This is a genomic window from Rhodococcus sp. DMU2021 (assembly GCF_019641445.1).
Lineage (GTDB): Bacteria > Actinomycetota > Actinomycetes > Mycobacteriales > Mycobacteriaceae > Rhodococcus > Rhodococcus pyridinivorans.
Genome location: NZ_JAIFKB010000015.1, coordinates 57,117 through 81,280, shown reverse-complemented (window position 1 = coordinate 81,280; position 24,164 = coordinate 57,117). Strand labels below are relative to the sequence as shown.

Here is a 24,164-nt window from a genome sequence, read left to right as displayed (position 1 = left end):
CCCGATGCCGGGCCGGCGATCTCCGTGCCAGTATCGAGGTGTGCAACCGGTACCTGGATTACCCGTGACCGTTCCCCGCCTCGAACGACGGGTGGGCGGTCGCATCGTGGGCGGTGTGGCCGGCGGTGTCGCCGACCATCTCGGCATCGACGCCACCAAGGTGCGGGTCGCGTTCACAGTGCTCGCCGCCCTCGGCGGGGCCGGGATCGCGGCCTACGGCTTGCTGTGGATGTTCGTGCCCCCGGGCTCCGACACCGATCGCCCCACCGGCCCCGAACGGCGCCGAGCCATCGGCCTCGCCTTCATGGGTATCGGCCTGGCGGTGGGTCTTTCGTGGCTGTTCAGTGGTGGTGCCGCCGGGGTGGTGCTGCCGATCGTCGTGGTGGTCGTCGGTGCGGCGCTCGTATGGCGTGAATTCGACGTCGAAGGCCCCCGATCGGTACTCGGTCTGCCCGCACATCCGACGGTCCTCACATGGGCCCGCGTACTCGGCGGCCTGACCCTCGTCGTCACCGGACTCGGAGTGATGGTCATCGCGCAGGTCGACGTCGCGGCGCTGCGCTCGTCGCTGGTCGCCGTGGTGGTCACGCTGGTTGGTGCCGCCCTGCTGTCGGTGCCGCTGTGGATCAGGATGTGGCGTGCCCTCGAGACCGAGCGTGCCGCCCGGGTGCGCAACGAGGAGCGCGAGGAGATCGCGTCGCACCTGCACGACTCGGTACTCCAGACCCTCGCGCTCATCCAGAAGCAGGCCGGCGACCAGCAAGAGGTCGTGCGACTGGCGCGCAGCCAGGAACGCGAACTGCGCCGCTGGCTGTTCGGTGGGGACGAGACGCCGAGCACCTCGCTCGCCGAGACGCTGCGCACCATCGCCGGTGAGGTGGAGGACCAGTACGGTCTGTCCGTTCAACCCGTCATCGTCGGTGACGTCGCGCCGGATGACAGCGATCTGACCCCCGAGGTCGCGACCGCCGTGCTCGGCGCGACCCGCGAGGCTCTCGTCAACGCCGCCAAGCACGCCGGGGTGGACAGCGTCGACCTCTTCGCGGAGGTGGAACCGCATCAGGTGAGCGTGTTCGTGCGCGATCGCGGCGTCGGATTCGATCCCGACGAGGTGCCGGCCGATCGGCAGGGTCTGGCCAAGTCGATCCGGGCGCGCATCGAACGTCGCGGCGGCCGGACGGTCGTGAAGTCGAGTCCCGGAAAGGGAACCGAGGTGCGCATCCATGCACCGCGCGCCGGCCGGACGGAGACCGAACGCGAACAGGACACCGAGTCGACCTTAGAGTGGGGGGTGAACGACCCCCACCCCGAGGAGCAGACACAGTGACTTCGATTCCGGCGACATCGTCCGATGCCACCGAGAACAACCGTCCCTATCGTGTCTTCCTGGTGGACGACCATGCGGTCTTCCGCTCCGGAGTGCGCGCCGAACTGGGGCGCGAGGCCGACATGGAGATCGTCGGCGAGGCCGGGGGAGTCGCCGAGGCCGTCGCCGGGATCGAGGCGACCAAGCCGGATGTCGTGCTCCTCGACGTCCACATGCCCGACGGCGGCGGCGTCGCCGTCCTCCAGCGGATCCCGGACGGGCCGGTCTGCCTGGCGCTCAGCGTGTCCGACGCGGCCGAGGACGTCATTGCCGTCATCCGCGCCGGCGCCCGCGGGTACGTGACGAAGACGATTTCCGGTCCGGATCTGGCCGACGCCGTCCGGCGGGTCGCAGGGGGAGACGCCGTGTTCAGTCCGCGTCTGGCCGGTTTCGTGCTCGACTCGTTCACCGGCCGGTCGGCCGCGCCGGAACCGCCCCTCGATCCCGAGCTCGACTCGCTGACGCCGCGGGAACTCGAGGTGCTGCGCCTGCTCGCTCGCGGCTACACCTACCGTGAGATCGCCGAGGAACTCGTGATCTCGGTGAAGACCGTCGAGACGCACGCGTCGAACGTGTTGCGCAAGACGCAGCAGTCGAACCGCAACGCGCTGACCCGTTGGGCACACCGCCGCCGCATCGACTGAGCGTGACCGGTGCTCGTCGTGCCGATGCCGGCGGCGTGCAGTTCTCGTCGCTCGCGAGCGAAATCATCGGCGAGGACTGCGCAGCCGGCGCGGATCAGACGACCAGCGCGATGATGACGGCGACGAGCAACGCCACCAGGATCACCGCGATCATCGCCGCCATCGCCAGGGGTGCATAGGCGACGATGCGGTCCTGCGGGTTGTCGGGCACGGGGCCCTTCGGGAGCAGGCGGTCGAGCAGATCCGCCGGGGCGAAACCCTTCGCCGACTTCTTCGGACCACCGGTGGCCTGCGTCGCGGCACCGAGGGGGCGGTCGACGAAGGAACCACGGGGGCGTGCGGGTTCGGCGAAGTGCGCGGAACGCTGTGCCCACGACGGGATCGTGCCGTCCTCGTTCTGGATGGGACGGCCGCGCAGGGCCGCCGCCGATCCGCTCGGTCCGAGGACCACGCGGGCGAGGAGATCGCGCGCCTGCGCCATCGTCGGGCGTCGCGCCGGATCGGGCTGGAGCATCTCGAGCAGGGGCTCGGTGAGCGGACCGGTGTGCGTGGGCATGATGATCTCCGCCCGCGCGACCCGGTGCAGCAACGCGATCGAGTCGGTCTCGAAGCCGAAGGGCGGTTGCCCCTCCACCGCGGTGTAGAGGGTGGCGCCGAGCGAGAAGACGTCGCTGGCCTCGGTGGGATCGTTGCCGCGCGCGACCTCGGGTGCGAAATAGGCGGGGGTGCCGATGATCACGCCGTCGGGGTCGTTGTCGCCCTTCGCGCGAGCGATGCCGAAGTCGCTGATCTTCACGATGCCGGCGTCGCGGCCGCGTTCAGCGATGAGGATGTTGCCGGGCTTGACGTCGCGGTGGACGATCCCGGCGGCGTGCGCGGCGGTGAGGGCGTCGGCGACGTTCGCGCCGATCTGCGCCACCACGTACGGCGGGAGAGTGTCGACGACGTTCATCACCTGCGCCAGGCTGCGGGACGGCAAGTGCTCCATGACGAGCCACGGTTCGCCGTAGTGCAGAGCCATGTCGTACATCGAGATGGCGTGCTCGTGGGCGAGTTGGGCGGCGGCCCGGCCCTCTCGGAGCGCGCGGCGGCGAAGATCCTCGGCCTCGTCGGGATCGAGGTCTGCGGTGGAGATCACCTGCTTGACGGCGACGTCGCGGCCCAGACGGTTGTCGCGGGCGAGCCAGACGGCACCCATGCCGCCACCGCCGAGCTTGGAGTCGAGCCGATATCGACCGGCCACCAAGTGATCCGGTCCTACGGCCCGTCCTGCCCATGCCTGCTCCGCCACTCGATCGAGAGTAGTCGATCGGAGGTGTTCGCCCCGGCCGAAAAACGTGTGAGCTGCACTGTAGTCACCGTCGGGGGCGGTGCTCCCGGCTTGACGGGAAGGATTCGGGTCGGTTCTACTTGATGGGGATCGAAAGTATGTTCGAATAGAGTGCGAGCCGGGCCACGACTTCCCCGTGGTCGGCCGGTCGTGTGTGTCAGGCGGCAGGCGGATGACAGGGGTGACAGTGGGCGAGGTGGCCGAATTTCCGGTGGACGACGAGGAAGCGGGTCGCGCGGAGCGGATCGAAGCGTTGCGACGTCGGATCGCGGCAGTGCCGGCGCGGGGCGAGGTCCAGTCCGTCGCGCGAGGCCGGGTCGAGGCCCCCTCCGACCGCATCCTGCCCGTCCCGGCTCCGCTCGCGGAACTGTTGCCCCAGGGCGGATTGGTGCGTGGCAGCGTCGTCTCGGTCTCGGGGGCCACCTCCCTTCTCCTCGGGATGCTCGCGTCCGTGACTGCCTCGGGCGGATACGCCGCCGTGATCGGTCAGCGCCGGCTGGGTCTGCTCGCCGCCGCGGAGATGGGAGCCCGTCTGCACCGGTTGGCTGTGATCCCCGATCCCGGACCGGATCCCGTGGAGATCGCCGCGGTGCTGCTCGACGGGATCGACCTGGTGGTGTTGGGGCTCGGTGGGGCATCGGTGCCGCCGTCCCGCGCTCGTGCGGTCGCCGCCCGGGCGCGGAGCAAGCAGTCCGTCCTCGTGGTCACGGACGGTCGCTGGGAGGGTGCACACGTGCGACTGGAGGCGCGGGTCGACGGTTATCGGGGTGTGGACGGTCCCGGCCGGGACCGGCTGTGCGCGACCCGCTTGTCGGTCCGGGCGCACGGGCGTGCGTTTCCTCCGCGCGCCACCCGCGTGGAGGTGTGCGCCGGCCGCAGTGCCGTCGAATGGGTGAGTGAGGAGCGAAATCGGCTGGAGGACGGGCATTTCCGTAAAGCGGTCCGGTGAACGACTCGTCCTCTCGACGGGCGCCCGCGCGGGTCGTGGCCCTCTGGTGCCCCGACTGGCCCGCCGTCGCCGCCGCCACCGCCGCGGAGTTGCCCGCGACCGTCCCGGTGGCGGTGGTCTCGGCGAATCGTGTCGTCGCCTGCTCGGCCTCGGCGCGGGCCGCGGGTGTCCGGCGCGGCCTGAGACGACGTGAGGCGCAGGCACGCTGCCCGGAACTGCATGTGGCCCGCTCGGATCCCGACCTGGAAGCGCGGACGTTCGAGGCGGTGGTGGCCGCAATCGATGCGGTGGCCCCGGGCGTGGAGGTGCTGCGCCCGGGGCTGGTGGTCCTCGCCGCGCGCGGTGCAGTCCGGTGGTTCGGTTCGGAGGAGGCCGCCGCGGAGGCCCTGATCGACGCGGTCGCGGCGACCGGCGTGGAATGCCAGGTCGGTGTCGCCGACGAGTTGTCCACAGCGGTCCTCGCCGCGCGCCGGAACGCGCTGGTCCCGACGGGGAGGGGCGCCGAGTTCCTGGCGCCGCTGCCGGTCTCGTATCTCGCGGTGGAACCGGCGCTGGCGGCTCCTCGGCGGGCCGACACGGTGGATCTGTTGCGCCGTCTCGGTATCCGCACCATCGGAGCGTTCGCCGCGTTGTCCCCGATCGATGTTGCGTCACGCTTCGACGCGGACGTCGTCGCTGCGCACCGGAGCGCACGGGGCCTGCCGGAACGTCCCCCGTCGGGGCGGCCGATCCCTCCGGACCTGACGGTCGAGCAGCCCTGCGACCCGCCGGTGGAGCGGGTCGACGCCGCGGCCTTCGCCGGTCGCGCACTGGCCGAACTGCTCCACACCAGGCTCGCGGCAGCGGGAGTCGCATGCACGCGACTGCTCGTGACGGCACGCACCGGGGCCGGGGAGGAACTCGCGCGCACCTGGCGCTGCGCCGAGCCGCTCACCCCCGAGGGTACGGCCGATCGTGTGCGATGGCAGCTCGACGGATGGCTCACCGGCCGCAACACGAACCGGCCCACGGCGGGAATCGTGCTGCTACGTCTCGAACCGGTCGAGGTCGTGGCCGCCGGCGCGCTGCAGCTCGGGCTCTGGGGCGGTGTCGGCGACGAGGACGAACGCGCACGTCGGGCGCTCGTCCGAGTGCAGGGCCTGCTCGGTGGGGACGCCGTCCGGATCGGAGTGCTCGGCGGCGGCCGGGGACCCACCGAACGGATCGTCCTCGTGCCCGTCGGCGACGAGGCGATACCGCACTCCGACCCGGACGCACCGTGGCCGGGCCGGCTCCCGCCCCCGGCTCCCGCGCTGGTGTTGCACACACCTCCCGCGATCCGGCTGGACGACGACGTGGGGAATCCGGTCTCGGTGACCGAGCGCGGACTGCTCAGCGGGTCACCTGCTCGGCTGCGATGGGGAAGTCGCAGCTGGACGGTGATCGGATGGGCCGGTCCGTGGCCGGTGGACGAGTACTGGTGGGATCCGGCCGCCGCCCGGTGCGCCGCCCGTCTGCAGGTGCTGCTCGAGGAATCACGGGCCCTGCTGGTGTTCTTCGGCGCCGACGGCTGGCGGGTGGAGGGCGTCTACGACTGAGTAGGCTCGAGCATCATGAGATCTCCGGTCCTCACCGTCGCGCCGAACGGGGTCGCCCTGGCGTATCGCGAATACGCTGCGTCCCGCGAATCCGCGGGGTCCGCCGCCCGTTCCGTGCCCGTACTGCTGGTGCACGGGATGGGGGGTGACGGGCGCACATGGACCCGGTTCGCCGGAAACCTGGTGAAGGCGGGCCGACGGGTGATCACCGTCGACCTGCGCGGGCACGGACGCAGCGGCCGGGCCCCCTCGTACCGTTTCGACGAGTTCGCCGCCGACGTCGCCGGCCTGTGCGCCCACCTCGGTGTCGAGGCCGTCGATCTCGTCGGGCACTCGCTCGGCGGTCATGTGGGATCGCTGGTCGCGCAACAGAATCCCGGCCTCGTCCGGCGACTTGTCCTCGAGGAGACACCTCTGCCGTTGCGGGAGGGGGATCCGGTTCCGGAGGTGCCGGCCCACCGCCCGACTCCCGCGGAGTTATGGCACGCCGCGACCAGCATGGCGCTCAACCCGCGCGCGGTCACCGCCTTCGACCGCTCGATGACGCCGTCGGTCGTCGCCCAGTTCCACACGCCGAATCCGGTGTGGTGGAAGCATCTTCCGTCCCTCGACGCTCCGACCCTGCTGTTGCGCGGAGCGCGCCGCGGCAGCATGGTCGACCCGCGCCTGCTGACGGCGGCAGTCGACGCGCTGCCTTCGGCCTCAGTGCGGGAGATCGGCTGCGGGCACAGCATCCACCGCGACCGTGCCCGCGATTTCGCAGCGGCCGTCGTCCCGTTCCTCACGGATCGAACGGTTGCCTAGACTGGACGATCGTGCGCATCGCGACCTTCAACATCAACGGAATCCGCGCCGCACAGCGCCGCGGATTCGAGGACTGGTTGCGTGAGCGCAACCCCGACGTGGTGGCCCTGCAGGAGGTACGCGCCCCGGCGGCTGCGATCCCGCAGGGAGTCTTCGGCAAGTACCACCTCGCCTACGACGAGGGCACCCTTCCCGGCCGCAACGGCGTCGGAATCCTGACCCTGCACGAACCTGCCGCCGTGCGCACCTGGAGCGGCACCGCACTGCTGCGACTTCCCGGTGAGGAACACGTCGACCGGATCGAGTTCGATCGGGGAGCGCTGGCACGCGGACTGTCCGAATTCGCCCACGAGGGGCGGTACGTCGAGGTGGATCTCGCCGACGCACCGATCACCGTGGCGTCGCTGTACCTGCCGAAGGGCGGGCTCCCGGCGCACCTCCAGAAGCCCGGGCGCATGCGCGACGAACCGGACGGTGGGATGCGCTACCAACGCAAGATGCGGTTCCTGTCGGCCTTCGCCCGGCAGCTGACCCGTAGCCGACTCGCGGCGCGCGCCCAGGGGCGGGAGTTCCTGATCATGGGTGATTTCAACGTCGCCCACACGCGCTACGACGTGCGCAACTGGCGGCGTCGCGGGCAGGCCGAGGGCTTCCTGCCCGAGGAACGCGCCTGGTTCGATTCACTGTTGTCGCCGCGCACGCTCGTCGACGTCGTCCGCCGGCATCATCCCGAGGTCGACGGTCCCTACTCGTGGTGGTCGTGGCTGGGGGAGTCGTTCGCCTCCGATTCCGGGTGGCGGATCGACTACCACCTCGCCACGCCGCGACTGGCCCGGACCGCGATCTCCGCAGGGACCGACCGCGATCCGGCGCCGGACCGGAGGATCAGCGATCACGCGCCGGTCGTCGTGGACTACGACATCTGAGTGACTGTCGTGGACTACGACATCTGAGCTTGATATGTAGGGCTCGTGGTCAGTCCATGGTGAGGATCTGACGGAGGGCGGTTCCGTCGGCCAGGGCGTCCATCGCCTCGTTGATCCGACCCAGCGGCAGACGGTCGGTGACGAGTCGCTCGACCGGCAGTCGCCCCTCGCGCCACATGTCCACGAAGCGGGGGATGTCGCGGGCCGGGACGGCGGATCCGAGGTAGCTGCCCACCAGTGAGCGGCCCTCGCCGACGAGAGCGGTGGGCGAGATCTCGAGCCGGGCGTCGGGGGCGGGCAGGCCGACAGTGATCGTAGTGCCTCCCGGTCCGGTGAGCGCGACCGCCGTGGCGAGCGCGGGCACGCTCCCCGCGGCCTCGATGACCAGCCGCGCCTTCACGCCCTGTTCGACGGCCTCGTCCGGTGAGAGGACGCGTTCGGCTCCCAGCGACCGGGCCGTATCGCGCTTGTCCGGGGAGGTGTCGACGGCGATCACGGTGACGTCGTCGTGGGCCAGCGCCACGAGCAGCGCGGCCATCCCCACTCCGCCGAGACCGACGACGACCAGCGTGTCCCCGGCCTGAGGACGAGCAGTATTGACGACCGCACCGCCACCGGTCAGCACGGCGCAACCCATCAGCGCGGCGACCTCGGCGGGGACGTCGTCGCCGACACCGACGAGCGACCGCGTGTCGACGACGGCGTGGGTCGCGAAGGCCGATGCTCCCAGATGGTGGTGGACGTCGTTCCCGTCGCGGTGCAGCCGCCGGGCGCCCGACAGCAGGGTTCCCGCCGCGTTCGCGGCCGATCCCGGGATGCAGGGGCGGATGCCGTTGCTCGCGCAGCCCTCGCACTCACCGCAGCGGGGCATGAAGGTCATGACGACCCGCTCGCCGACGGAGAATCCGGTGGTGTCGTCACCGAGTTCGACGATGCGTCCGGCCGCTTCGTGCCCGAGCAGCATGGGAACCGGACGAGGCCGGTTGCCGTCGACCACGGACAGATCGGAGTGGCACACACCGGCGCATTCGATCTCGACCAGCGCCTCACCCGGGCCCGGTGGGTCGAGTTCGAGAAGGTCCACGCTGAGCGGGGTGGACTCCTCGTACCTCCGTCGACGTCCGATCTCCTCCAGGACTGCTCCGGTGATCTGCACGAGTCTCCCTTCCGTAGAGTCGCGGATTCTCTGCCTCTAGCATCACGAGCATGACACTCACCCGGGCCGACCGCTTCCTCATCGGTGCTACCGCAGTCTTCCTCGTGTCCCAGGCGAACATCGGTCGGGTTCTCGGCTCCATGGCCCCGACGGTGGGCACCCTCCAGACCACCTTCTCGGCCGCGAAGTACCGAAAGATCCTCGACAATCTCGGTCCTGAGGAGATCGAGCGCTACCGGCAGCACTACTACTGGGACATGGTCCATCCGGCGACCTTCGCGATCGCATTGCGGGCCGGTGCACGATCGCTCGACGAACACCGCCCGCTGTCGCCGAGCACGCGTCGGATCCTGATGGCGGCGCCCGTCGTCGCCGCGGCGGGGGACTACGTCGAGAACGCCGTCGGCCTGTACCTGCTGGATCACCGCACCCGGATCGACGATCGGACGGTCCGGGCTGCCTCGACCGTCAGCCTCACCAAGTGGGTGCTGGCGCTGGGCAGTTTCGCGTACCTGTCGCAGGGATTCCTGCGGATGTGGGGCGGTGCGGCACAGCGGGTTCTTCGCCGCGGCTGACCGGTCACCGCGGGGTGCCGGGCCGTCACGAGGGTGTCCGGGCCACAATGTCCGCGTGACCACCATCTCCGCCCCCACCTGTTCCGCACTGTCCGCACTCGACGAGCCGCTGCCCGGTACGGCGGCCACCGCGCCCGGCTACGTGTGCCTCGAGGTGCCGACGGGCTGGGGCCGCGACGTGCTCGACGGCACCGCCCTCGGCGCCGAGTTGTCGGACGAATTGTCAGCCCGGGCGAAGGCCGCGGACGTGCGGATCCTGTTCATCCGGAGACCCGGCCGCGACGTGGTGCGGGAGACCCGGACCGTCCTGCTGGCCCGCACCGAACCGGAGAACACCTGGTGCGAGCGGCTCGAGATCACCGAGCCGGCGGAGCTGCTCGACATCGTCCCCCGTGTGGTCGCAGGTCCGGCCCCCGGTTTCGGCACGGCCGTGCAGGACCCGATCGCCCTGGTGTGCGCTCACGGAAAGCGGGACCGGTGCTGCGCTGTGCTGGGGCGCCCGATCGCGGCCGCTCTGACCGCCGCGTTCGGGCAGGACGTGTGGGAGTGCTCGCACACCGGCGGACACCGTTTCGCGCCGTCGATGATCATGCTGCCCACCGGTTACACCTACGGGCGGCTCGACGAGGACGACAGTCTCGCCGCCGTCCGCGACGCCGGGAAGGGCAAGGTCCACGCGGCCGGTCTGCGGGGTCGCAGCACCTGGAGTGCGGCCGGGCAGGCCGCCGAGATCGCGGTGCGCGAGGCGATCGACGAGTTCGCGATCGACGCCGTGACGGTCGAGGACGGGGACGAGCCGATCGTGCGTCATCGCGACGGCCGGGCATGGCAGGTCGGGGTGGAGACCTCGGAACTACCGGCCCGGCCGGCGAGCTGCGGTGCCGCGGCCAAGCCGGCGCGTCCCGTCGTCGCGACGACGATCACGCCGCTGTAGCGACACCCCGACCACCCGGCCGCTCTGCGGTTCAGTGACCCGGCCGCTCTGCGGTCTAGTGATCCCGCCGCTCTGCGGTCTAGTGACCCAGTCCGACCTTCGCGTGCACGCGCTTCATCCACGCCGGTGCCCACCAGTTGGCCTCGCCCATGAGCTTGACCAGTGACGGCACGAGCAGCATGCGCACGATCGTTGCGTCGATGATCAGCGCGACGATCATGCCGACGCCGAGGAACCGCATGATCGACAGGCCGGAGATGGTGAAGGCCCCGGTGACCACGATCAGCAGCAGTGCAGCGGCGGTGACGACACGTCCGGTGCGGGCAATGCCGTACTCGACGGCTTCTACCGTCGTCGCTCCGGCCGCGCGGGCCTCCATCATGCGCGACATGAGGAACACCTCGTAGTCGGTCGACAGGCCGAACACCACGGCGAGGATGAGGACGACGAAGGTCGGCTCCATCGCCGCGGGAACGACGTGCAGCCACGAAGCACCGTGGCCCAGCTGGAACACCCAGGTCAGCACGCCGAAGGTCGCGGCGAGACTCAGTGCCGCCATGAGCACCGCCTTGATCGGCAGTGCCACCGACCCGAATGCCAGGAACAGCAGCACCAGGGTCGAGAGCACCATGATCGTGATCATCCAGGGGAGCGAATCCGAGACGGCCTGGTTGGCGTCGTCGACGAGAGCCCGGCCGCCGCCGACGAGCAGGTCGGTGCCGTCCGGCACGTCCAGGGCGCGCAGTTCGCCGGTGATCTCGCTCGCCCGTGCGGTGCCGTCCACGCCCTGAGCGTAGAGGCCTTGCAGGACCACCACGTCGGACTCCTGCCCGACGATGACGGTCTGCGAGATGCCGTCGACCTTGGCGACCTCGGTGGACACCGTGCGCACGGCAGTGCTGTCCGGGGCCTGTCCGTTCTCACCACGCAGGACGAGCGTGGCGCCGTTGCCGGTGCTCGGGAACTCGTCGAGCAAGGTCTGGGTGGCTGCGCGGGCCTGGCTGTCCTCGGGCAGGGCGGTGTATTCGATCTCCCCGAACCGTGCTTCGAACAGGGGCGACGCGAGTACGAGGAGACCGCCGGTGATCACCACCGCGATCAGGGCGGGACGGCGCACGACCTTGCGGACGACCCCACCCCAGAAACGACGTGCCCGCGCTTCGGCGCGGGTGGAGGTCTCACGGTCCCAGGTCCACGCGTTGATGCGGTGGCCGAGCATCGTCAGCAGGGCGGGAACCGCGGTCAGCGACAGGACGGCGGCACCGAGGACGGCGGCCATGGCACCGAGGCCGAGCGACCGCAGCACCGTCTGCGGGAAGACGAGCATGCCCGCGAACGCGCAGATCAGCAGGGCAGCGGAGAACATCACGGTGTGACCGGCGGTGGACATCGTCCGCTTGACCGCCGAGGTGACGTCCGAACCGGCCGCGAGTTCCTCGCGGTAGCGGCTGACGATGAACAGGCCGTAGTCGATCGCCAGGCCCAGACCGATCAGCGACGTGATGTTCAGCGCGTACGACGACACCTCGGTGAAATTCGACAGCAGGCGCAGGGTGGCGAGGGACGAGAAGATCGCGAGCACACCCACGAAGACCGGGACCGCGGCGGCGATCACCCCGCCGAAGATGAACACCAGCAGCACCAGCGTGATGGGCACCGCGATGAGCTCGGACCGGACGAGATCGCTCTCCAGGGTGTCGGTGAACTCGATCGCGACCACGGTGTTGCCGGCGAACTGCGATTCCACGCCGGGCACCTCGAGCAGGTCGAGGGCTTCGGGGAAGCTCGCGGCCGTGAGCCCGGAGTTCGCGCCGAGCGTGATCGAGGCAGCCACGCTGCGTTGGTCGGTCGACAGCAGCAGTTGGTTCATCGGCGGCGGAGCGGTCCAGTAGGTCTGGATCGACTCGGCGGGGACGGCGTCCTGGAACTCGGCGAGGGTTCTTTCGATGTCGGGACGGATGTCGTCGACCGTGCGTCCCTCGGGTGCGGTGTAGAGCGCGATGATGTCCGCGGCCTGCGACCCGAAGTTCTCGTAGATGATCTGCTCGACCTCGACGGCCTCGCTGTTCGGGTCGTAGTAGCCCGTGCCGGTCAGCTTGCCGAAGATCCCGACGCCCCAGGCGCCGGCGAAGAGCACGACGAGCAGCACGATCGCCAGTACCCATCGGCTCCTGGTGACGACGATCTCGGCCCAGCGACTCATGCCCACTCCCGGTTCCGCTGACGATTGTGACGATCGGCAACTGTACTGGCGTGGAGTGGGAGGGCTTTACCCTGCTCGGCCGGAACGGGCACGAGATCAGGGGAGGAAGAAGGTGGACCGACGCGCCGGATGCCTCACGGCACGTTGCGCAACGTGGCTCCAGCCGGACGGTATTCCACGAAGGCGGTTTCTCATTGGCTCCGGGGCGTACGCGACGCGCCGATCCACACTCCTCAACAGGGGTGGGCAAGGATCCATTCCCGGCCCTGCCGGACGTGACCGGGTTCACCCGCCGTCGTGGGCATGGTGGGCGGTGCCGGCCGCCTGCGTCACGTCGTGCACCTCGTCGGCGCCCACCACCACGAACTGTCCCATCATGCCGCTGTCCTCGTGCTCGAGCAGGTGACAGTGGTACATGTACGGCATCGCCGGATCGGTGTGGCTACCGAACGGAACGAGCAGCCGCACGGTCGCCGCCGGCGGGACGAAGACGGTGTCCTTGCGACCGGCCAGGGACGGGTGGTCGGGACTCACCCCGGTCATGCCGAGGACCTCGAACTGCACGTCGTGGATGTGGAAGTTGTGGATCGTGCCGCTGACATTGCGCACCTCCCACAGTTCGGTGGTGCCGGCGACGACCACCTCGTCGATCCGGCCCATGTCCATCTCGCGATCGTTGATGGTCGTCGACGAGGTCAGGTCGATGCGGCGGGTGCTGCTCGGTTCCCCGAGCTCCGGAAGGGTGGTCAGCCTCTCCGGGATCGCGGCCGACGACCCGAGGACGGGTGCCGCCCGCAGCTCGAGGACGTCCATGCGGTCGTCGCCACCGGAGAAGCGGTCCTGCCAGAAGCCGGCCTTCAGCTCGGGCGGGGTGCTGCGCAGCACATGCCTCGAACCTGCTTCCGGCCGGACGACGATCTCGGCGCGCTCGCCCGGCGACAGCTGGAGACTGCGGACGGCCCGCGGCTCCTCGAGCAGACCACCGTCGCTGCCGACGAGGAGGAACGGCATCCCGGTGTCGAACGAGAAGTTGTAGACGCGCGCGTTCGACGCGTTGAGCACCCGGAGCCGGACCGTCTCGGTGCCGACGTCCAGGAACGGCCGCGGTGTGCCGTTGACGAGGATCTCGTCGCCGAGCGTGCCGACGTCGGCGAAGATCGCGTTGCTGTCGTCGAGCTGGTCGCCGTCGAACTTCCGGTCCTGAACGATGAGGGGGATGTCGTCGACCCCGTAGTCGTGGGGGAGCGGCGACGTGCCGGGCTCGTCGATCAGGAACATGCCCGCGACGCCCCGGTACACGTGCGCGGCGGTGGAACCGTGCAGGTGCGGGTGGTACCAGAGGGTCGCGGCCGGCTGATCGACGGTCCAGTACGGCGACCATGTCGTTCCCGGCTCGATCGGCTGGTGCGGTCCGCCGTCCATCGCCGCGGGCAGGTGCATGCCGTGCCAGTGCATCGTGCTCGTCTCGCCGAGTTCGTTCGTGACGTTCACGCGCACGTTCTCGCCGCGCACGGCGCGGAGAGTGGGTCCGAGATAGCTGCCGTTCACGCCCCACGTCCGGGTGTCGGGGCCGTGCCCGAGGTCGGTCGTGCCGCGCTGCATGGTCAGGTCGAACACGCGCGTGCCGTCGGCGTCGACGGTGCCCGACTCGACGGGAGGGATGCGCAGGGCGGTGTCGAAGTCGACGCGTCCGGTGGTGTCGAGTGCGCGCGTGGTCCACGCGTGGACGGCCAGGCCACCGATGACCGCCACGAACCCGATGAAGAGCACGAAGGGTATGGCGAGCAGACGCACCAGGATTTTCACGACATCCATGCTCGTTCTCCCACACCCTCGGCACATCCGGCGTGGCACCGGATTTCGTAATGGGGGAGAACCCTGACGGAACCTCAGGAAGCGCTGTGCAGTCGTGCTGCCTGCCGCACGAGATGGTCGCGTTCGGGCACGCTGGTCGCCAGGTGCGCGGCCTCCGCATAGAGCCGGGCCGCCGTCGCGGTGTCGCCGGCGCGTTCGTGGAGATACGCCGCGGCCGCCGTGTACCGGGGCAGGCTGGGGTCGAGCTCGGCCAGCGCTGCGAGACCGGCGTGGGGTCCGTCCGCCTCACCGACCGCGACGGCACGGTTGAGGCGGACCACTGGGTTGTCGGTGAACTGCAGGAGCTCGTCGTACCACTCGACGATCTGCACCCAGTCGGTCTCCTCCGCGGTGCGTGCGTCGGCGTGCAGGGCGGCGACGGCGGCCTGCGCCTGGAACTCGCCGAGCCGGTCGCGGGCGAGTGCGGCCTGCAGGATCTCCACGCCCTCCCAGATCATGCGCGTGTCCCACAGGCTGCGGTCCTGTTCGGCGAGGGGGACGAGACTGCCGTCCGACCGGATGCGCGCCGCTCGCCGGGCGTGGTGGAGCAGCATCAGCGCGAGCAGACCCGACACCTCGGGGTGGTCGATCACCGCTGCCAGCCGGCGCGTGAGCCGGACGGCCTCGGTGGCCAGGTCGACGTCACCCGAATAGCCCTCGTTGAACACGAGATAGAGCACCCGCAGCACCGTCGCGACGTCGCCCGGCCGATCCAGCCGGACGTCCGCGATCGTGCGCTTGGCCCGGCTGATGCGTTGGGCCATCGTCGCCTCCGGGACGAGATAGGCCTGCGCGATCTGCCGGGTGGTCAACCCGCCGACGGCACGCAGCGTGAGCGCGACCGCCGACCCGGGCGTGAGCGACGGGTGGGCACACAGGAAGTACAACGCGAGCGTGTCGTCCACCGGTGTGCCCGGACCCGGCCGGGGCTCGGCGTCGACGAGGATCTCGCGGCGTCGACGAGACGCGTCGGCGCGCACGGCGTCGAGGAATCTGCGCCACGCCACCGCGACCAGCCAGCCCTTCGGGTCGCGCGGCGGATCCTCCGGCCACACCCGCAGGGCTTCGACGAGCGCGTCCTGCACGGGATCCTCGGCCGACGCGAAATCCGCTCCGCGGCGGACGAGGATGCCGATCACGGTGGGGACGAGTGTGCGCAGTAGAGCCTCGTCCACGTCTACTCCGTGACGGTGTCCACGGCGTCACTCCGTGACGGTCGGCGGCTCGGACATGAACGGGCGCACCTCCAGCCATTCGTAGATCGGCTTCCCGCCGGCTCCCGGCGCGGCCGACAGTTCGCCGGCCAGTTCCAGTGCCCGGTCGTAGCTGTCGACGTCGATCACCATCCACCCGGCGATGAGATCCTTCGTCTCCGGGAACGGCCCGTCGGTGACCGGGGGACGTCCCTCGCCGTCGTAGCGGACGAAGGCGCCTTCCGGGGAGAGCGCCTGCGCGTCCACGAACTCACCCGTGCTCTCGAGACGGGCGGCGAAATCCTGCATGAAGCGGACGTGGGCCGACACCTCCTCCGGTTCCCACTGATCCATGGGTACGTCGTTCACCGCTGCCGGGGCGCCGCGGTAGTGCTTGAGCAGCAGGTACTTGGCCATGATGTTCTCCTCCGTGCGGTACGGCCCATTGTGGCCGCGTTCATGGAGGAGACGGAACCGCTTCACGATTCTCGACATCCCGTCCCCGCCCGTTCGCGGTTAGGGTCACGGTATGCGTGTTCATCTCGGCCCCGGCCACGACGACCACCTCGCCGCAGCGATCGTCTCCGGCGGCGGAACCCTCTCCGAACTGCACGACGCCGATGCCCTGGTGTGGGACGGCAGCGCCGAGGAGTTCCCCGACCTGCCCGACACCGTGCGGTGGGTGCAGCTCACCTATGCCGGCATCGAACCGTTCTTCCGGGCCGGTCTGATCGACGACCGGCGGGTGTGGGCGAACGCGTCCGGTGTGTACGCCGACAACGTGGCCGAGTACGCGGTGGGAGCACTGCTCGTGGGGTTGCGCCAGTTCCACGCCTCGGTCGCCGCGAAGCGGTGGACCAAGGACGTTCTCGACCCGCGGGTGCAGACCCTCCACGGCTCGACCGTGGCCATCGTCGGATGCGGCGGTATCGGCCGGGCGATGATCCCGCGCCTGCACGCCCTCGGCGCGGACGTCGTCGCGGTCAATCGTTCGGGCCGTCCCGTCGACGGCGCGAAGGTCACGCTGCCGGCCGACCGCACGCCGGAGGTGTGGTCGATGGCCGATCACTTCGTCGTCGCCGCACCCGCGACCGCCGAGACCGATCATCTCGTCGACGCTGCCGCGCTCGCGGCGATGCCCGGGTCGGCGTGGCTCGTGAACGTCGCGCGGGGCAACCTCGTCGACACCGACGCGCTGGTGAAGGCGCTCGGGGACGGTACGATCGCCGGGGCGGTTCTCGACGTGACCGATCCCGAACCGTTGCCCGAGGGTCATCCGCTGTGGGATCTCGACAACGCCGTGATCACACCGCACATCGCCAATACACGCAGCCGGCTGACGCAGACGTTCGCGCCGACCCTCGAGGAGAACGTGCGCCGGTTCGTCGCGGGCGAGGAGTTGATCGCCCGGGTCGATCCGAACGCGGGTTACTGAGGCCGTTCGGCCGCCTTCTTGATCGCGGACAGGCGACGGTCCCAGCCTGTCCCCACGGCGTCGATCGCACGCCCGACCGCGCTCAGCCGCGATCCGACGGCGGAGAAGCGGATCTCCCGTCCGGCGCGCTCGGAGGTCACGAGACCGCACCGTTCGAGCACCGCCAGATGCTTGGCGATGGCCTGACGGGAGACCGTGAACTCGGCCGCGAGTCCGGACGCCGACGCCGGAGACCGGCCCAGTCGCTGCAGGATGCGCCATCGGGTGTCGTCGGCCAGGGCCGCGAAAACGGGATGCAGATCGGCGGAGAACTCAGCGTCGGGCAACGCTTCCGTCCTTCTCGAGATGGTGCTTGGCGATTTCCAGTTCGGCCGTCCAGCCGCGGGAGTTCTCCTCGAAGCGGGTGCGGCGTTCGCTCGCGTCGCCGGGCAGGGAGTCGAATCCGCTTTCCGTGACTCGTAATTCGGTCGTGCCGGTGTCGAGGGCGGTGAGCCGGAACTCGACGAGGGTCGACGGACTGTCGGGATCGGTGTGGTCGGCGAGCCAGCGGAAGGCCGCGTAATGCGGTTCGTCGAGGGTCACGGTGCGGAAGACGAAGGCGCCGTGGACCGGATCGTGCACGGTGGTGAGATCTCCGTCGTGTTCGATGCGGTGCTCGGTCCACTCGTTGTCGTTGATGTACCAGCCGGGTTCGGCCACGAGTGTCCATACCCGGTCCACAGGGGCGTCGATGGTGATGTCGCGTTCGATGCGGTCGAGTTCGTCGGTCATGACTGTCTCCTCCGATGGGAATGCAACTCCAGGGTTGCACCCCTATCGCCCATGGTGCAACCCCCTGGTTGCAGTCGATTGTGCAGTTCTCGTCGACATGCCTGGATGCATCGACGAGATCTGCACGCGTTCGAGCATCGAACTCGAACACATGTGCGATACTGAACCGGTCGAGGAGGTGCCGGAGTGGGATGGGGAAACGGTCCGCCGACCTGGTCGGAGATGGAGCGCGTGCTCTCGGGACGACCCGGCACTTCCCGTCGCGATACCGAACATCCCGGCGACGGGAGCGACAGCCCGGCGTGGTCGCGCACCCGCGCCGAGTACGAGGCGCGGGTCCGACGTCCCGAGGGGCCGGTCGTGCCCTACGCCGAACTGCACACCCACTCCGCGTTCAGCTTCCTCGACGGTGCCTCCACGCCGGAGGAACTCGCCGAGGAGGCGGCACGACTCGGACTCGAGGCCCTCGCGGTGACCGACCACGACGGACTGTACGGAGCAGTGCGATTCGCCGAAGCCGCACGCGAACTCGACATCCGCACCGTCTTCGGAGCCGAGCTGGGCCTCGACGATGCGCACCTGCTCGTCCTCGCCCGCGGTCAGGAGGGCTATCGACGCCTGTCGCGGCAGATCGCCGACGCCCACCTCGCAGGAGGGGAGAAGAACAACCCGACGTACGACTACGACGCGCTCACCGACGCCGCCTGTGGGCACTGGCAGATCCTCACCGGCTGCCGTCGGGGGCACCTGCGACAAGCATTCGCCACGGGCGGGATCCCCGCCGCCGAAGCGGCATTGCTCGATCTCGTCGACCGGTTCGGTGCCGACCGCGTGACCGTCGAACTCACCCGTCACGGATATCCCGACGACCACGAACGCAACGCAGCCCTCTTCGAACTTGCCGGGCGACACGGAATTCCGTGCATCGCGAGCACGGCAGCGCACTTCGCGCACCCCCGTCGGCGACGCCTGGCAATGGCCGTGGCGGCGATCTCCGACCGGCAGAGCCTCGACGACGCCGTCGGCCGGATCCCGCCGACCGGAGGCGGACACCTGCGGTCGGGGGAGGAGATGGCGTGGCTGTTCGAGGCCTTTCCGGGTGTCGTGCACCGTGCCGCCGAACTCGGCCGTGAATGCGCCTTCGACCTGCGTCTCGTCGCCCCGAAACTGCCGCCCTTCGATGTTCCCGACGGGCACACCGAGTTCACCTGGCTGCGCGAACTCACCTACGACGGGGCGCATCGCCGCTACGGTCCGGTCGAGCGCCGCCCCGACGCCTATCGGCAGATCGAACACGAACTCGATGTCGTCGGCCGGCTGGGATTTCCGGGATACTTCCTCGTCGTCCACGACATCGTCGACTTCTGCAAGCGAAACGACATCCTGTGCCAGGGAAGAGGATCAGCCGCCAACTCGGCGGTCTGCTACGCGATCGGCATCACCAACGTCGATCCCGTCGGCAACAAGCTGCTGTTCGAACGCTTCCTGTCGCCCGAACGCGACGGCCCACCCGACATCGACCTCGACATCGAATCCGACCGGCGCGAGGAGGCGATCCAGTACGTCTACCGCAAGTACGGGCGGATCAATGCCGCGCAGGTCGCGAACGTCATCACCTACCGCGGTCGCTCCGCCGTCCGCGACATGGCCCGTGCCCTCGGATACTCGCAGGGACAGCAGGACGCGTGGAGCAAGCTCATCGGCCGGTGGGGTGGGGTGCGGGTCGAGACCGACGAACGGATCCCGGAGACGGTTCTCGATCTCGCCGAACAGATCGAAGGTCTCCCACGGCATCTCGGCATCCACTCGGGCGGAATGGTGATCTGCGACCGGGCCGTCGCCGACGTGTGCCCCGTCGAATGGGCGCGGATGGAAGGGCGCACCGTCCTGCAGTGGGACAAGGACGACTGTGCTGCAGCGGGTCTCGTGAAGTTCGATCTGCTCGGCCTCGGCATGCTCTCCGCGTTGCATTACATGATCGACCTCGTCGACGAACACGAAGGCGTCCGAGTCGACCTCGCACACCTCGATCTCTCCGAGCCGGGGGTCTACGAGATGTTGTGCCGCGCCGACTCGGTGGGGGTCTTCCAGGTGGAGTCGCGGGCGCAGATGGCCACTCTGCCGCGGTTGAAGCCGCGATGCTTCTACGATCTGGTCATCGAGGTGGCCATCATCCGGCCCGGCCCCATCCAGGGCGGTTCGGTGCACCCCTACATCCGGCGGCGCAACGGTCTCGAACCCGTCACCTACGACCATCCCTGCCTCGAGAAGGCCCTCGAACGCACCCTCGGCGTTCCGCTCTTCCAGGAGCAACTCATGCAGATGGCCGTCGACGCCGCGGGATTCACCGCGGCGGAGGCCGATCGATTACGTCGCGCCATGGGATCGAAACGCTCGACGGAGAAGATGGAACGTCTGCGCGGACGCCTCTATCAGGGCATGCGGGACCTGCACGGCATCACGGGGGACGTCGCCGACCGCATCTACGAGAAGCTCTACGCCTTCGCGAATTTCGGTTTTCCCGAGAGTCATTCGCAGAGCTTCGCCTCGCTGGTGTTCTATTCGGCATGGTTCAAACTGCACCATCCCGCAGCGTTCTGTGCGGGCCTGCTGCGTGCTCAGCCGATGGGTTTCTACTCGCCGCAATCGCTGGTCGCCGATGCCCGCCGTCATGGTGTGGTCGTCCACGGCCCCGACATCGCGGCGAGTCTCGCGCACGCCACCCTCGAGAACGAAGGGAAGGAGGTCCGGCTCGGCCTGGCCACGGTGCGGCACATCGGCGACGACCTCGCCGAACGCATCGTGACCGAACGCAGTGCCCACGGCCCGTACACCTCGCCCGCCGACCTCGCCGCCCGCGTCGGTCTCACCACCACGCAGGTCGAGGCGCTGGCCACCGCAGGAGCTTTCTCCTCGTTCGGCGTCACCCGCCGCGAAGCCCTCTGGGGTGCGGCCCCGGCCGCGGCACAACGCCCCGGGCGGCTCCCCGGGATCGGGACGGTGCCGACTCCGGCCCTGCCGGGGATGAGCGCTCTCGAACTTGCCGCCGCCGACGTCTGGGCCACGGGAATCTCGCCCGACAGCTATCCGACGCAGTTTCTGCGCGAGCGGCTCGACGAACTCGGGGTGATCCCGGCCGCGGAGTTGTGGCAGGTCCCCGACGGGACGCGCATCCTCGTCGGCGGGGCCGTGACACACCGGCAGCGACCTGCAACAGCCGCCGGTGTCACCTTCCTCAACCTCGAGGACGAGACCGGAATGGTGAACGTGGTGTGCTCGGTCGGTCTGTGGGCGCGCTACCGGACCGTGGCCCACACGGCTCCCGCCCTGCTCGTCCGCGGCCGGCTCCAGAACGCCGAGGGCGTGGTCACGCTCCTCGCCGACCATCTCGAAGCCATGGATCTGCGAATGCCGAGCAGATCACGCGACTTTCGCTAACATCGCCGAGTGTGAAACGCCTGTGGCCGGTCTCGTTGGCTCTGTTCGCTCTGGTCGTCACCGGCTGCGACGAGGGTGGTGGAGGCGAGGGCTCCTCGGCGTCCGCGCCTGCGATCTCGGCACCGGCGATCGTCGACGGCGGTCTCCGCGAGTCGCAACCCGAAGAGGCCGACCGCAAGGAGGTTGTCACCGGCTACCTCGAGATGGATGCCGGCGATCCCGTCACGACGGGCCGCCGGGTCGTGACGGTCGTCGAGGAAGCCGGTGGACGCGTCGACTCGCTCACCGAACAACCCGAGGCGAGCAGCGTGCTCACGGTGCGGGTGCCCGCCGACCGGCTCGACGAGGTCGTCGACGAGATCCGCACACTCGGCCGTGTCACCAGCCTGAGCACCACCCGCGACGACGTGACGATGCAGTACACCGACCTCGAAGCCCGGGTGGGTGCGTTGCGGGCCTCGGTGGACCGCCTGCGGGCACTGCTCGAGTCGTCGGCCGACGTCGAGGCGCTGATCGCTGCAGAGACCGCGCTGGCCGAACGACAGGCCGAACTCGACAGCCTCGAGGCGCAGCGACGGCAGCTGGGCGACCGGATCGAACTGTCCACGCTCACCGTCGACATCACCACCGACCGCCTTCCCTCCGAACAGGACAGTTTCTGGGACGGGCTGGTCGCAGGATGGAACAGCCTGTGGGCCGCGCTGGGGGCAGCGGTGGTCGGTATCGGCGCCGCGCTACCGTGGGTGGCGTTCCTGTTCGTGTGTGCAGGTGTCCTCTACCTGGTCATCCGGCTCATCACCCGACGGGGACGTTCGTCCGGAACCACCGGGACGCCCGATACCGAGAGGACCGACAGCGATGCGTGAGGTCGACCTGGCCGCACTCGAATCCGCGCTCACCGACGGGGCGACCGTCATCGACGTGCGTGAACGCGACGAATACGCCCAGGTGCGCGTACCCGGCGTCACGAACATCCCGCTCAGCGAGTTCGTCGCGCGGATCGACGAGATCCCCACCGAGGGCACCGTCTACGTCGTCTGCGCCGTGGGTGGCCGCAGCCTGCAGGCCGCGCAGTATCTCGCCGGTCGCGGTGTCGACGCCGTGTCCGTCGCGGGTGGCACCGACGGATGGGCCCGCTCGGGTCGTCCGGTGGAGAGCGGCGCCTAAACCCCTCCGGGGAAACCGTGCTGCCGCCACGCCTCGTAGCAGGCGACGGCTGCGGCGTTCGACAGATTCAGCGAACGCCGCCCGGGCAGCATGGGGATACGGATCTGCTCGGTGATGTGCGGGTCGGAGAGCACCTCTGGCGACAGCCCTGTCGGTTCGGGTCCGAACAGCAGCACGTCGCCGGCCCGGTACTCGATCTCCGCATAACTCGACGTGCCGTGCGCGGTGAACGCGAGCACCCGCTCGGGGACCAGCGCCACCCACGCCGCCTCGAGGCTGCTGTGCACGGTGACCGACGCGAGATCGTGGTAGTCCAGGCCTGCGCGGCGCAGCTTCGGCTCGGACAGGTCGAAACCGAGGGGTTCCACCAGGTGCAGTTCCGCGCCGGTCGCGGCGACCATGCGTATGGCATTGCCGGTGTTGGGGGGAATGCGCGGCTCGTGGAACATCACTCTGAACACGATGCAGGTTAACAAGTCGGCACTGTGTGTCCCGGCTCGCACACCTCTCCGAGCAGCCATCCGGGGTTCGCAAGAGCCACGCGACGTCCTGCAAACGAAGGTGCATTGTGCGCAGCCTGAGCGGAACCGGTGACAGTCCGGAAGTGCCCGTGATCGAGTGGCGTGGACCCGAATTCCGCTGGAACCGAAAGGCGAATCCCGCCCGATGTCGCACAGCACCGTCGAAACCCCGTACACCGCATCCGAGAACCGTTACGAGACGATTCCCTACCGTCGCTCGGGGCGGTCCGGGCTCGATCTTCCCGCCTTCTCGTTCGGGCTGTGGCAGAAATTCGGCACCGACTACCCCTTCGAGGCACAGCGGGAGATCATCCTCCACGCCTTCGACCTCGGAATCACCCACTTCGACAACGCCGACCGGTACGGTCCGCCGCACCGCGCCGCGCAGAAGAACTTCGGCCGGATCCTCGGCAGGGACCTCGCGCCCTACCGGGACGAAATCATCCTGTCGACGAAGGCCGGCAACCCGATCGGTCCCGGTCCCTACCAGAAGGGCGGGTCGCGCAAGTCGCTGCTGGGCTCGCTCGAGCACAGCCTGCGTGACCTCGGCACCGACTACGTCGACATCTTCTACAGTCACAGTCCCGACCTGACGGCCCCGCTCGAGGAGACCGTCGGGGCACTCGTCTCCGCCGTCGAGTAGGGGAAGGCGCTCTACGTCGGCATCTCGAACTACCAACCGGATCGTGCGCATGAGGCCGCGACACTTCTGCGGGAAGCCGGTGTCCCACGGCTCGTCCACCAGCCGCGCTACTCGATCTTCGACCGCAGCGTCGAGCAGAACGGTCTGCTCGACGCGGCCGAGCAGGACGGCTTCGGACTCGTCGTGTATTCGCCGCTCGCACAGGGACTTCTGACGGACAAGTATCTCGAGACCATCCCGGACGGTGCGCGAGCGGTAAACAGTGCGTTCCTGTCTCCGGACGTGATCGACGAGACCTACCGGCAGCGCGTCACCGAACTCGACAAGCTCGCCCGGTCGCGTGGGCAGTCGCTGGCCCAGCTGGCACTGCCGTGGGTGCTCCGGCAGCCCGCCGCGACCTCGGCGCTCGTCGGCGCGAGCTCGACCTGGCAGCTCGACCACAACGTCGAGACACTGAGCTTCCCGCCGCTCACCGACGACGAGCTCGCGGTCATCGACGAGTACGGTGTCCACGGCACCGGCCTCGGTCTCTGACATGACCGCCATCCGGCTCTACGAGAAGCTGGGATTCACGTTGCGCGAGCGATCCGTGCCGACCCGCGTGCGCACACCGACGGTGTAGCCGGGAGACGCGTGCTTTCATTCTCGTGTCGGGTTCGATCCGGTCGGCCGCGGGAG

21 protein-coding genes and 1 pseudogene are annotated in these 24,164 nt (G+C 69.4%); 13 read left to right on the top strand and 9 right to left on the bottom strand.

Annotated elements, in window-relative coordinates:
- Positions 1 to 4 precede the first annotated feature (4 nt).
- Both K3M35_RS19095 and K3M35_RS19090 read left to right on the top strand, forming a co-directional pair.
- Entirely contained in the window at positions 5 to 1,327 is a 1,323-nt protein-coding gene (locus K3M35_RS19095; RefSeq protein ID WP_259444241.1) for an ATP-binding protein, read from the top strand.
- Positions 1,324 to 2,010: a response regulator transcription factor gene (locus K3M35_RS19090; RefSeq protein WP_006550085.1), complete on the top strand. Its 687-nt coding sequence runs from the start codon at positions 1,324 to 1,326 to the stop codon at positions 2,008 to 2,010. The genes K3M35_RS19095 and K3M35_RS19090 overlap by 4 nt, the downstream gene beginning before the upstream one ends.
- Positions 2,011 to 2,104: 94 nt before the next feature.
- Here the strand turns inward: K3M35_RS19090 and K3M35_RS19085 are convergent, their stop codons facing one another.
- The gene (locus K3M35_RS19085; RefSeq protein WP_019288573.1) at positions 2,105 to 3,253 is read right to left on the bottom strand and encodes a serine/threonine-protein kinase; all 1,149 of its coding nucleotides are present in this window, start codon (positions 3,251 to 3,253) and stop codon (positions 2,105 to 2,107) included.
- 274 nt (positions 3,254 to 3,527) lie between these two features.
- Here K3M35_RS19085 and K3M35_RS19080 point away from each other — a divergent pair, with 274 nt between their 5' ends.
- From K3M35_RS19080 to K3M35_RS19065, 4 genes are read left to right on the top strand one after another with little or no spacing between them, the layout of a single operon-like run.
- Positions 3,528 to 4,289 (top strand): hypothetical protein, encoded by a 762-nt coding sequence (locus tag K3M35_RS19080; RefSeq protein WP_033097055.1) that lies wholly within the window; start codon positions 3,528 to 3,530, stop codon positions 4,287 to 4,289.
- The gene (locus K3M35_RS19075; RefSeq protein ID WP_033097056.1) at positions 4,286 to 5,866 is read left to right on the top strand and encodes a DNA polymerase Y family protein; all 1,581 of its coding nucleotides are present in this window, start codon (positions 4,286 to 4,288) and stop codon (positions 5,864 to 5,866) included. The genes K3M35_RS19080 and K3M35_RS19075 overlap by 4 nt, the downstream gene beginning before the upstream one ends.
- Before the next feature lie 15 nt (positions 5,867 to 5,881).
- A complete protein-coding gene (locus K3M35_RS19070; RefSeq protein WP_006550089.1) occupies positions 5,882 to 6,670 on the top strand; it encodes an alpha/beta fold hydrolase in 789 nt (262 codons plus the stop codon).
- A gap of 11 nt (positions 6,671 to 6,681) precedes the next feature.
- On the top strand, positions 6,682 to 7,596 hold the full coding sequence (locus K3M35_RS19065; RefSeq protein ID WP_006550090.1) for an exodeoxyribonuclease III: 915 nt from the start codon (positions 6,682 to 6,684) through the stop codon (positions 7,594 to 7,596).
- A 49-nt stretch (positions 7,597 to 7,645) separates the two neighbouring features.
- Here K3M35_RS19065 and K3M35_RS19060 read toward each other — a convergent pair whose 3' ends face one another.
- Positions 7,646 to 8,752 (bottom strand): alcohol dehydrogenase catalytic domain-containing protein, encoded by a 1,107-nt coding sequence (locus K3M35_RS19060; RefSeq protein ID WP_019288569.1) that lies wholly within the window; start codon positions 8,750 to 8,752, stop codon positions 7,646 to 7,648.
- A 50-nt stretch (positions 8,753 to 8,802) separates the two neighbouring features.
- On the opposite strand from K3M35_RS19060, the gene K3M35_RS19055 reads away from it, so the two are divergent.
- Both K3M35_RS19055 and K3M35_RS19050 read left to right on the top strand, forming a co-directional pair.
- Positions 8,803 to 9,327 carry a hypothetical protein gene (locus K3M35_RS19055; protein WP_006550092.1) on the top strand — a complete coding sequence of 175 codons (525 nt, stop codon included), beginning with the start codon at positions 8,803 to 8,805 and terminating at the stop codon, positions 9,325 to 9,327.
- Positions 9,328 to 9,382: 55 nt separating this feature from the next.
- Entirely contained in the window at positions 9,383 to 10,261 is an 879-nt protein-coding gene (locus K3M35_RS19050) for a sucrase ferredoxin (protein ID WP_217579602.1), read from the top strand.
- 79 nt (positions 10,262 to 10,340) lie between these two features.
- Here K3M35_RS19050 and K3M35_RS19045 read toward each other — a convergent pair whose 3' ends face one another.
- The 4 genes from K3M35_RS19045 to K3M35_RS19030 form a co-directional block, all read right to left on the bottom strand.
- Positions 10,341 to 12,464, bottom strand: coding sequence for an MMPL family transporter (locus tag K3M35_RS19045; protein ID WP_006550094.1), 2,124 nt, complete (start codon positions 12,462 to 12,464; stop codon positions 10,341 to 10,343).
- A 285-nt stretch (positions 12,465 to 12,749) separates the two neighbouring features.
- Positions 12,750 to 14,279 carry a multicopper oxidase family protein gene (locus K3M35_RS19040; RefSeq protein WP_217579603.1) on the bottom strand — a complete coding sequence of 510 codons (1,530 nt, stop codon included), beginning with the start codon at positions 14,277 to 14,279 and terminating at the stop codon, positions 12,750 to 12,752.
- 74 nt (positions 14,280 to 14,353) lie between these two features.
- A complete protein-coding gene (locus tag K3M35_RS19035) occupies positions 14,354 to 15,493 on the bottom strand; it encodes an RNA polymerase sigma factor (RefSeq protein ID WP_220666875.1) in 1,140 nt (379 codons plus the stop codon).
- Positions 15,494 to 15,520: 27 nt separating this feature from the next.
- Positions 15,521 to 15,928, bottom strand: coding sequence for a YciI family protein (locus K3M35_RS19030; protein ID WP_121209272.1), 408 nt, complete (start codon positions 15,926 to 15,928; stop codon positions 15,521 to 15,523).
- A 112-nt stretch (positions 15,929 to 16,040) separates the two neighbouring features.
- On the opposite strand from K3M35_RS19030, the gene K3M35_RS19025 reads away from it, so the two are divergent.
- Complete coding sequence (locus K3M35_RS19025) at positions 16,041 to 16,946, top strand: D-isomer specific 2-hydroxyacid dehydrogenase family protein (protein ID WP_121208939.1); 906 nt, start codon at positions 16,041 to 16,043, stop codon at positions 16,944 to 16,946.
- On the opposite strand, the gene K3M35_RS19020 is transcribed toward K3M35_RS19025, so the two are convergent.
- Positions 16,940 to 17,272 carry a helix-turn-helix transcriptional regulator gene (locus K3M35_RS19020; protein WP_024101573.1) on the bottom strand — a complete coding sequence of 111 codons (333 nt, stop codon included), beginning with the start codon at positions 17,270 to 17,272 and terminating at the stop codon, positions 16,940 to 16,942. The two genes, K3M35_RS19025 and K3M35_RS19020, sit on opposite strands and share 7 nt — an antisense overlap.
- Entirely contained in the window at positions 17,259 to 17,717 is a 459-nt protein-coding gene (locus K3M35_RS19015; protein ID WP_121208940.1) for an SRPBCC domain-containing protein, read from the bottom strand. Before K3M35_RS19015 ends, K3M35_RS19020 begins: the two co-directional genes overlap by 14 nt.
- A gap of 186 nt (positions 17,718 to 17,903) precedes the next feature.
- On the opposite strand from K3M35_RS19015, the gene K3M35_RS19010 reads away from it, so the two are divergent.
- The 3 genes from K3M35_RS19010 to K3M35_RS19000 are packed head-to-tail and all read left to right on the top strand — an operon-like array spanning position 17,904 to position 22,322.
- The gene (locus K3M35_RS19010) at positions 17,904 to 21,155 is read left to right on the top strand and encodes an error-prone DNA polymerase (RefSeq protein ID WP_193902363.1); all 3,252 of its coding nucleotides are present in this window, start codon (positions 17,904 to 17,906) and stop codon (positions 21,153 to 21,155) included.
- A gap of 11 nt (positions 21,156 to 21,166) precedes the next feature.
- On the top strand, positions 21,167 to 22,021 hold the full coding sequence (locus K3M35_RS19005; RefSeq protein ID WP_064060903.1) for a DUF4349 domain-containing protein: 855 nt from the start codon (positions 21,167 to 21,169) through the stop codon (positions 22,019 to 22,021).
- Positions 22,014 to 22,322 (top strand): rhodanese-like domain-containing protein, encoded by a 309-nt coding sequence (locus tag K3M35_RS19000; protein ID WP_016692855.1) that lies wholly within the window; start codon positions 22,014 to 22,016, stop codon positions 22,320 to 22,322. Before K3M35_RS19005 ends, K3M35_RS19000 begins: the two co-directional genes overlap by 8 nt.
- Here K3M35_RS19000 and K3M35_RS18995 read toward each other — a convergent pair.
- Entirely contained in the window at positions 22,319 to 22,783 is a 465-nt protein-coding gene (locus K3M35_RS18995; protein ID WP_072740417.1) for a tRNA (cytidine(34)-2'-O)-methyltransferase, read from the bottom strand. The genes K3M35_RS19000 and K3M35_RS18995 overlap by 4 nt on opposite strands.
- A 205-nt stretch (positions 22,784 to 22,988) precedes the next feature.
- Between K3M35_RS18995 and K3M35_RS18990 the strand changes: the two are divergent.
- A pseudogene (locus tag K3M35_RS18990) lies at positions 22,989 to 24,020 on the top strand (aldo/keto reductase).
- The last annotated feature ends 144 nt before the right edge of the window (positions 24,021 to 24,164 follow it).

Excerpts from the sequence above, each read along its gene's own strand:
- K3M35_RS19025 (WP_121208939.1), top strand. The coding sequence starts at position 16,041 with ATGCGTGTTCATCTCGGCCCCGGCCACGACGACCACCTCGCCGCAGCG.
- K3M35_RS19030 (WP_121209272.1), bottom strand. The coding sequence starts at position 15,928 with ATGGCCAAGTACCTGCTGCTCAAGCACTACCGCGGCGCCCCGGCAGCG.
- K3M35_RS19095 (WP_259444241.1), top strand. The coding sequence starts at position 5 with ATGCCGGGCCGGCGATCTCCGTGCCAGTATCGAGGTGTGCAACCGGTA.
- K3M35_RS19015 (WP_121208940.1), bottom strand. The coding sequence starts at position 17,717 with ATGACCGACGAACTCGACCGCATCGAACGCGACATCACCATCGACGCC.
- K3M35_RS19070 (WP_006550089.1), top strand. The coding sequence starts at position 5,882 with ATGAGATCTCCGGTCCTCACCGTCGCGCCGAACGGGGTCGCCCTGGCG.
- K3M35_RS19000 (WP_016692855.1), top strand. The coding sequence starts at position 22,014 with ATGCGTGAGGTCGACCTGGCCGCACTCGAATCCGCGCTCACCGACGGG.
- K3M35_RS19055 (WP_006550092.1), top strand. The coding sequence starts at position 8,803 with ATGACACTCACCCGGGCCGACCGCTTCCTCATCGGTGCTACCGCAGTC.
- K3M35_RS19040 (WP_217579603.1), bottom strand. The coding sequence starts at position 14,279 with ATGGATGTCGTGAAAATCCTGGTGCGTCTGCTCGCCATACCCTTCGTG.
- K3M35_RS19045 (WP_006550094.1), bottom strand. The coding sequence starts at position 12,464 with ATGAGTCGCTGGGCCGAGATCGTCGTCACCAGGAGCCGATGGGTACTG.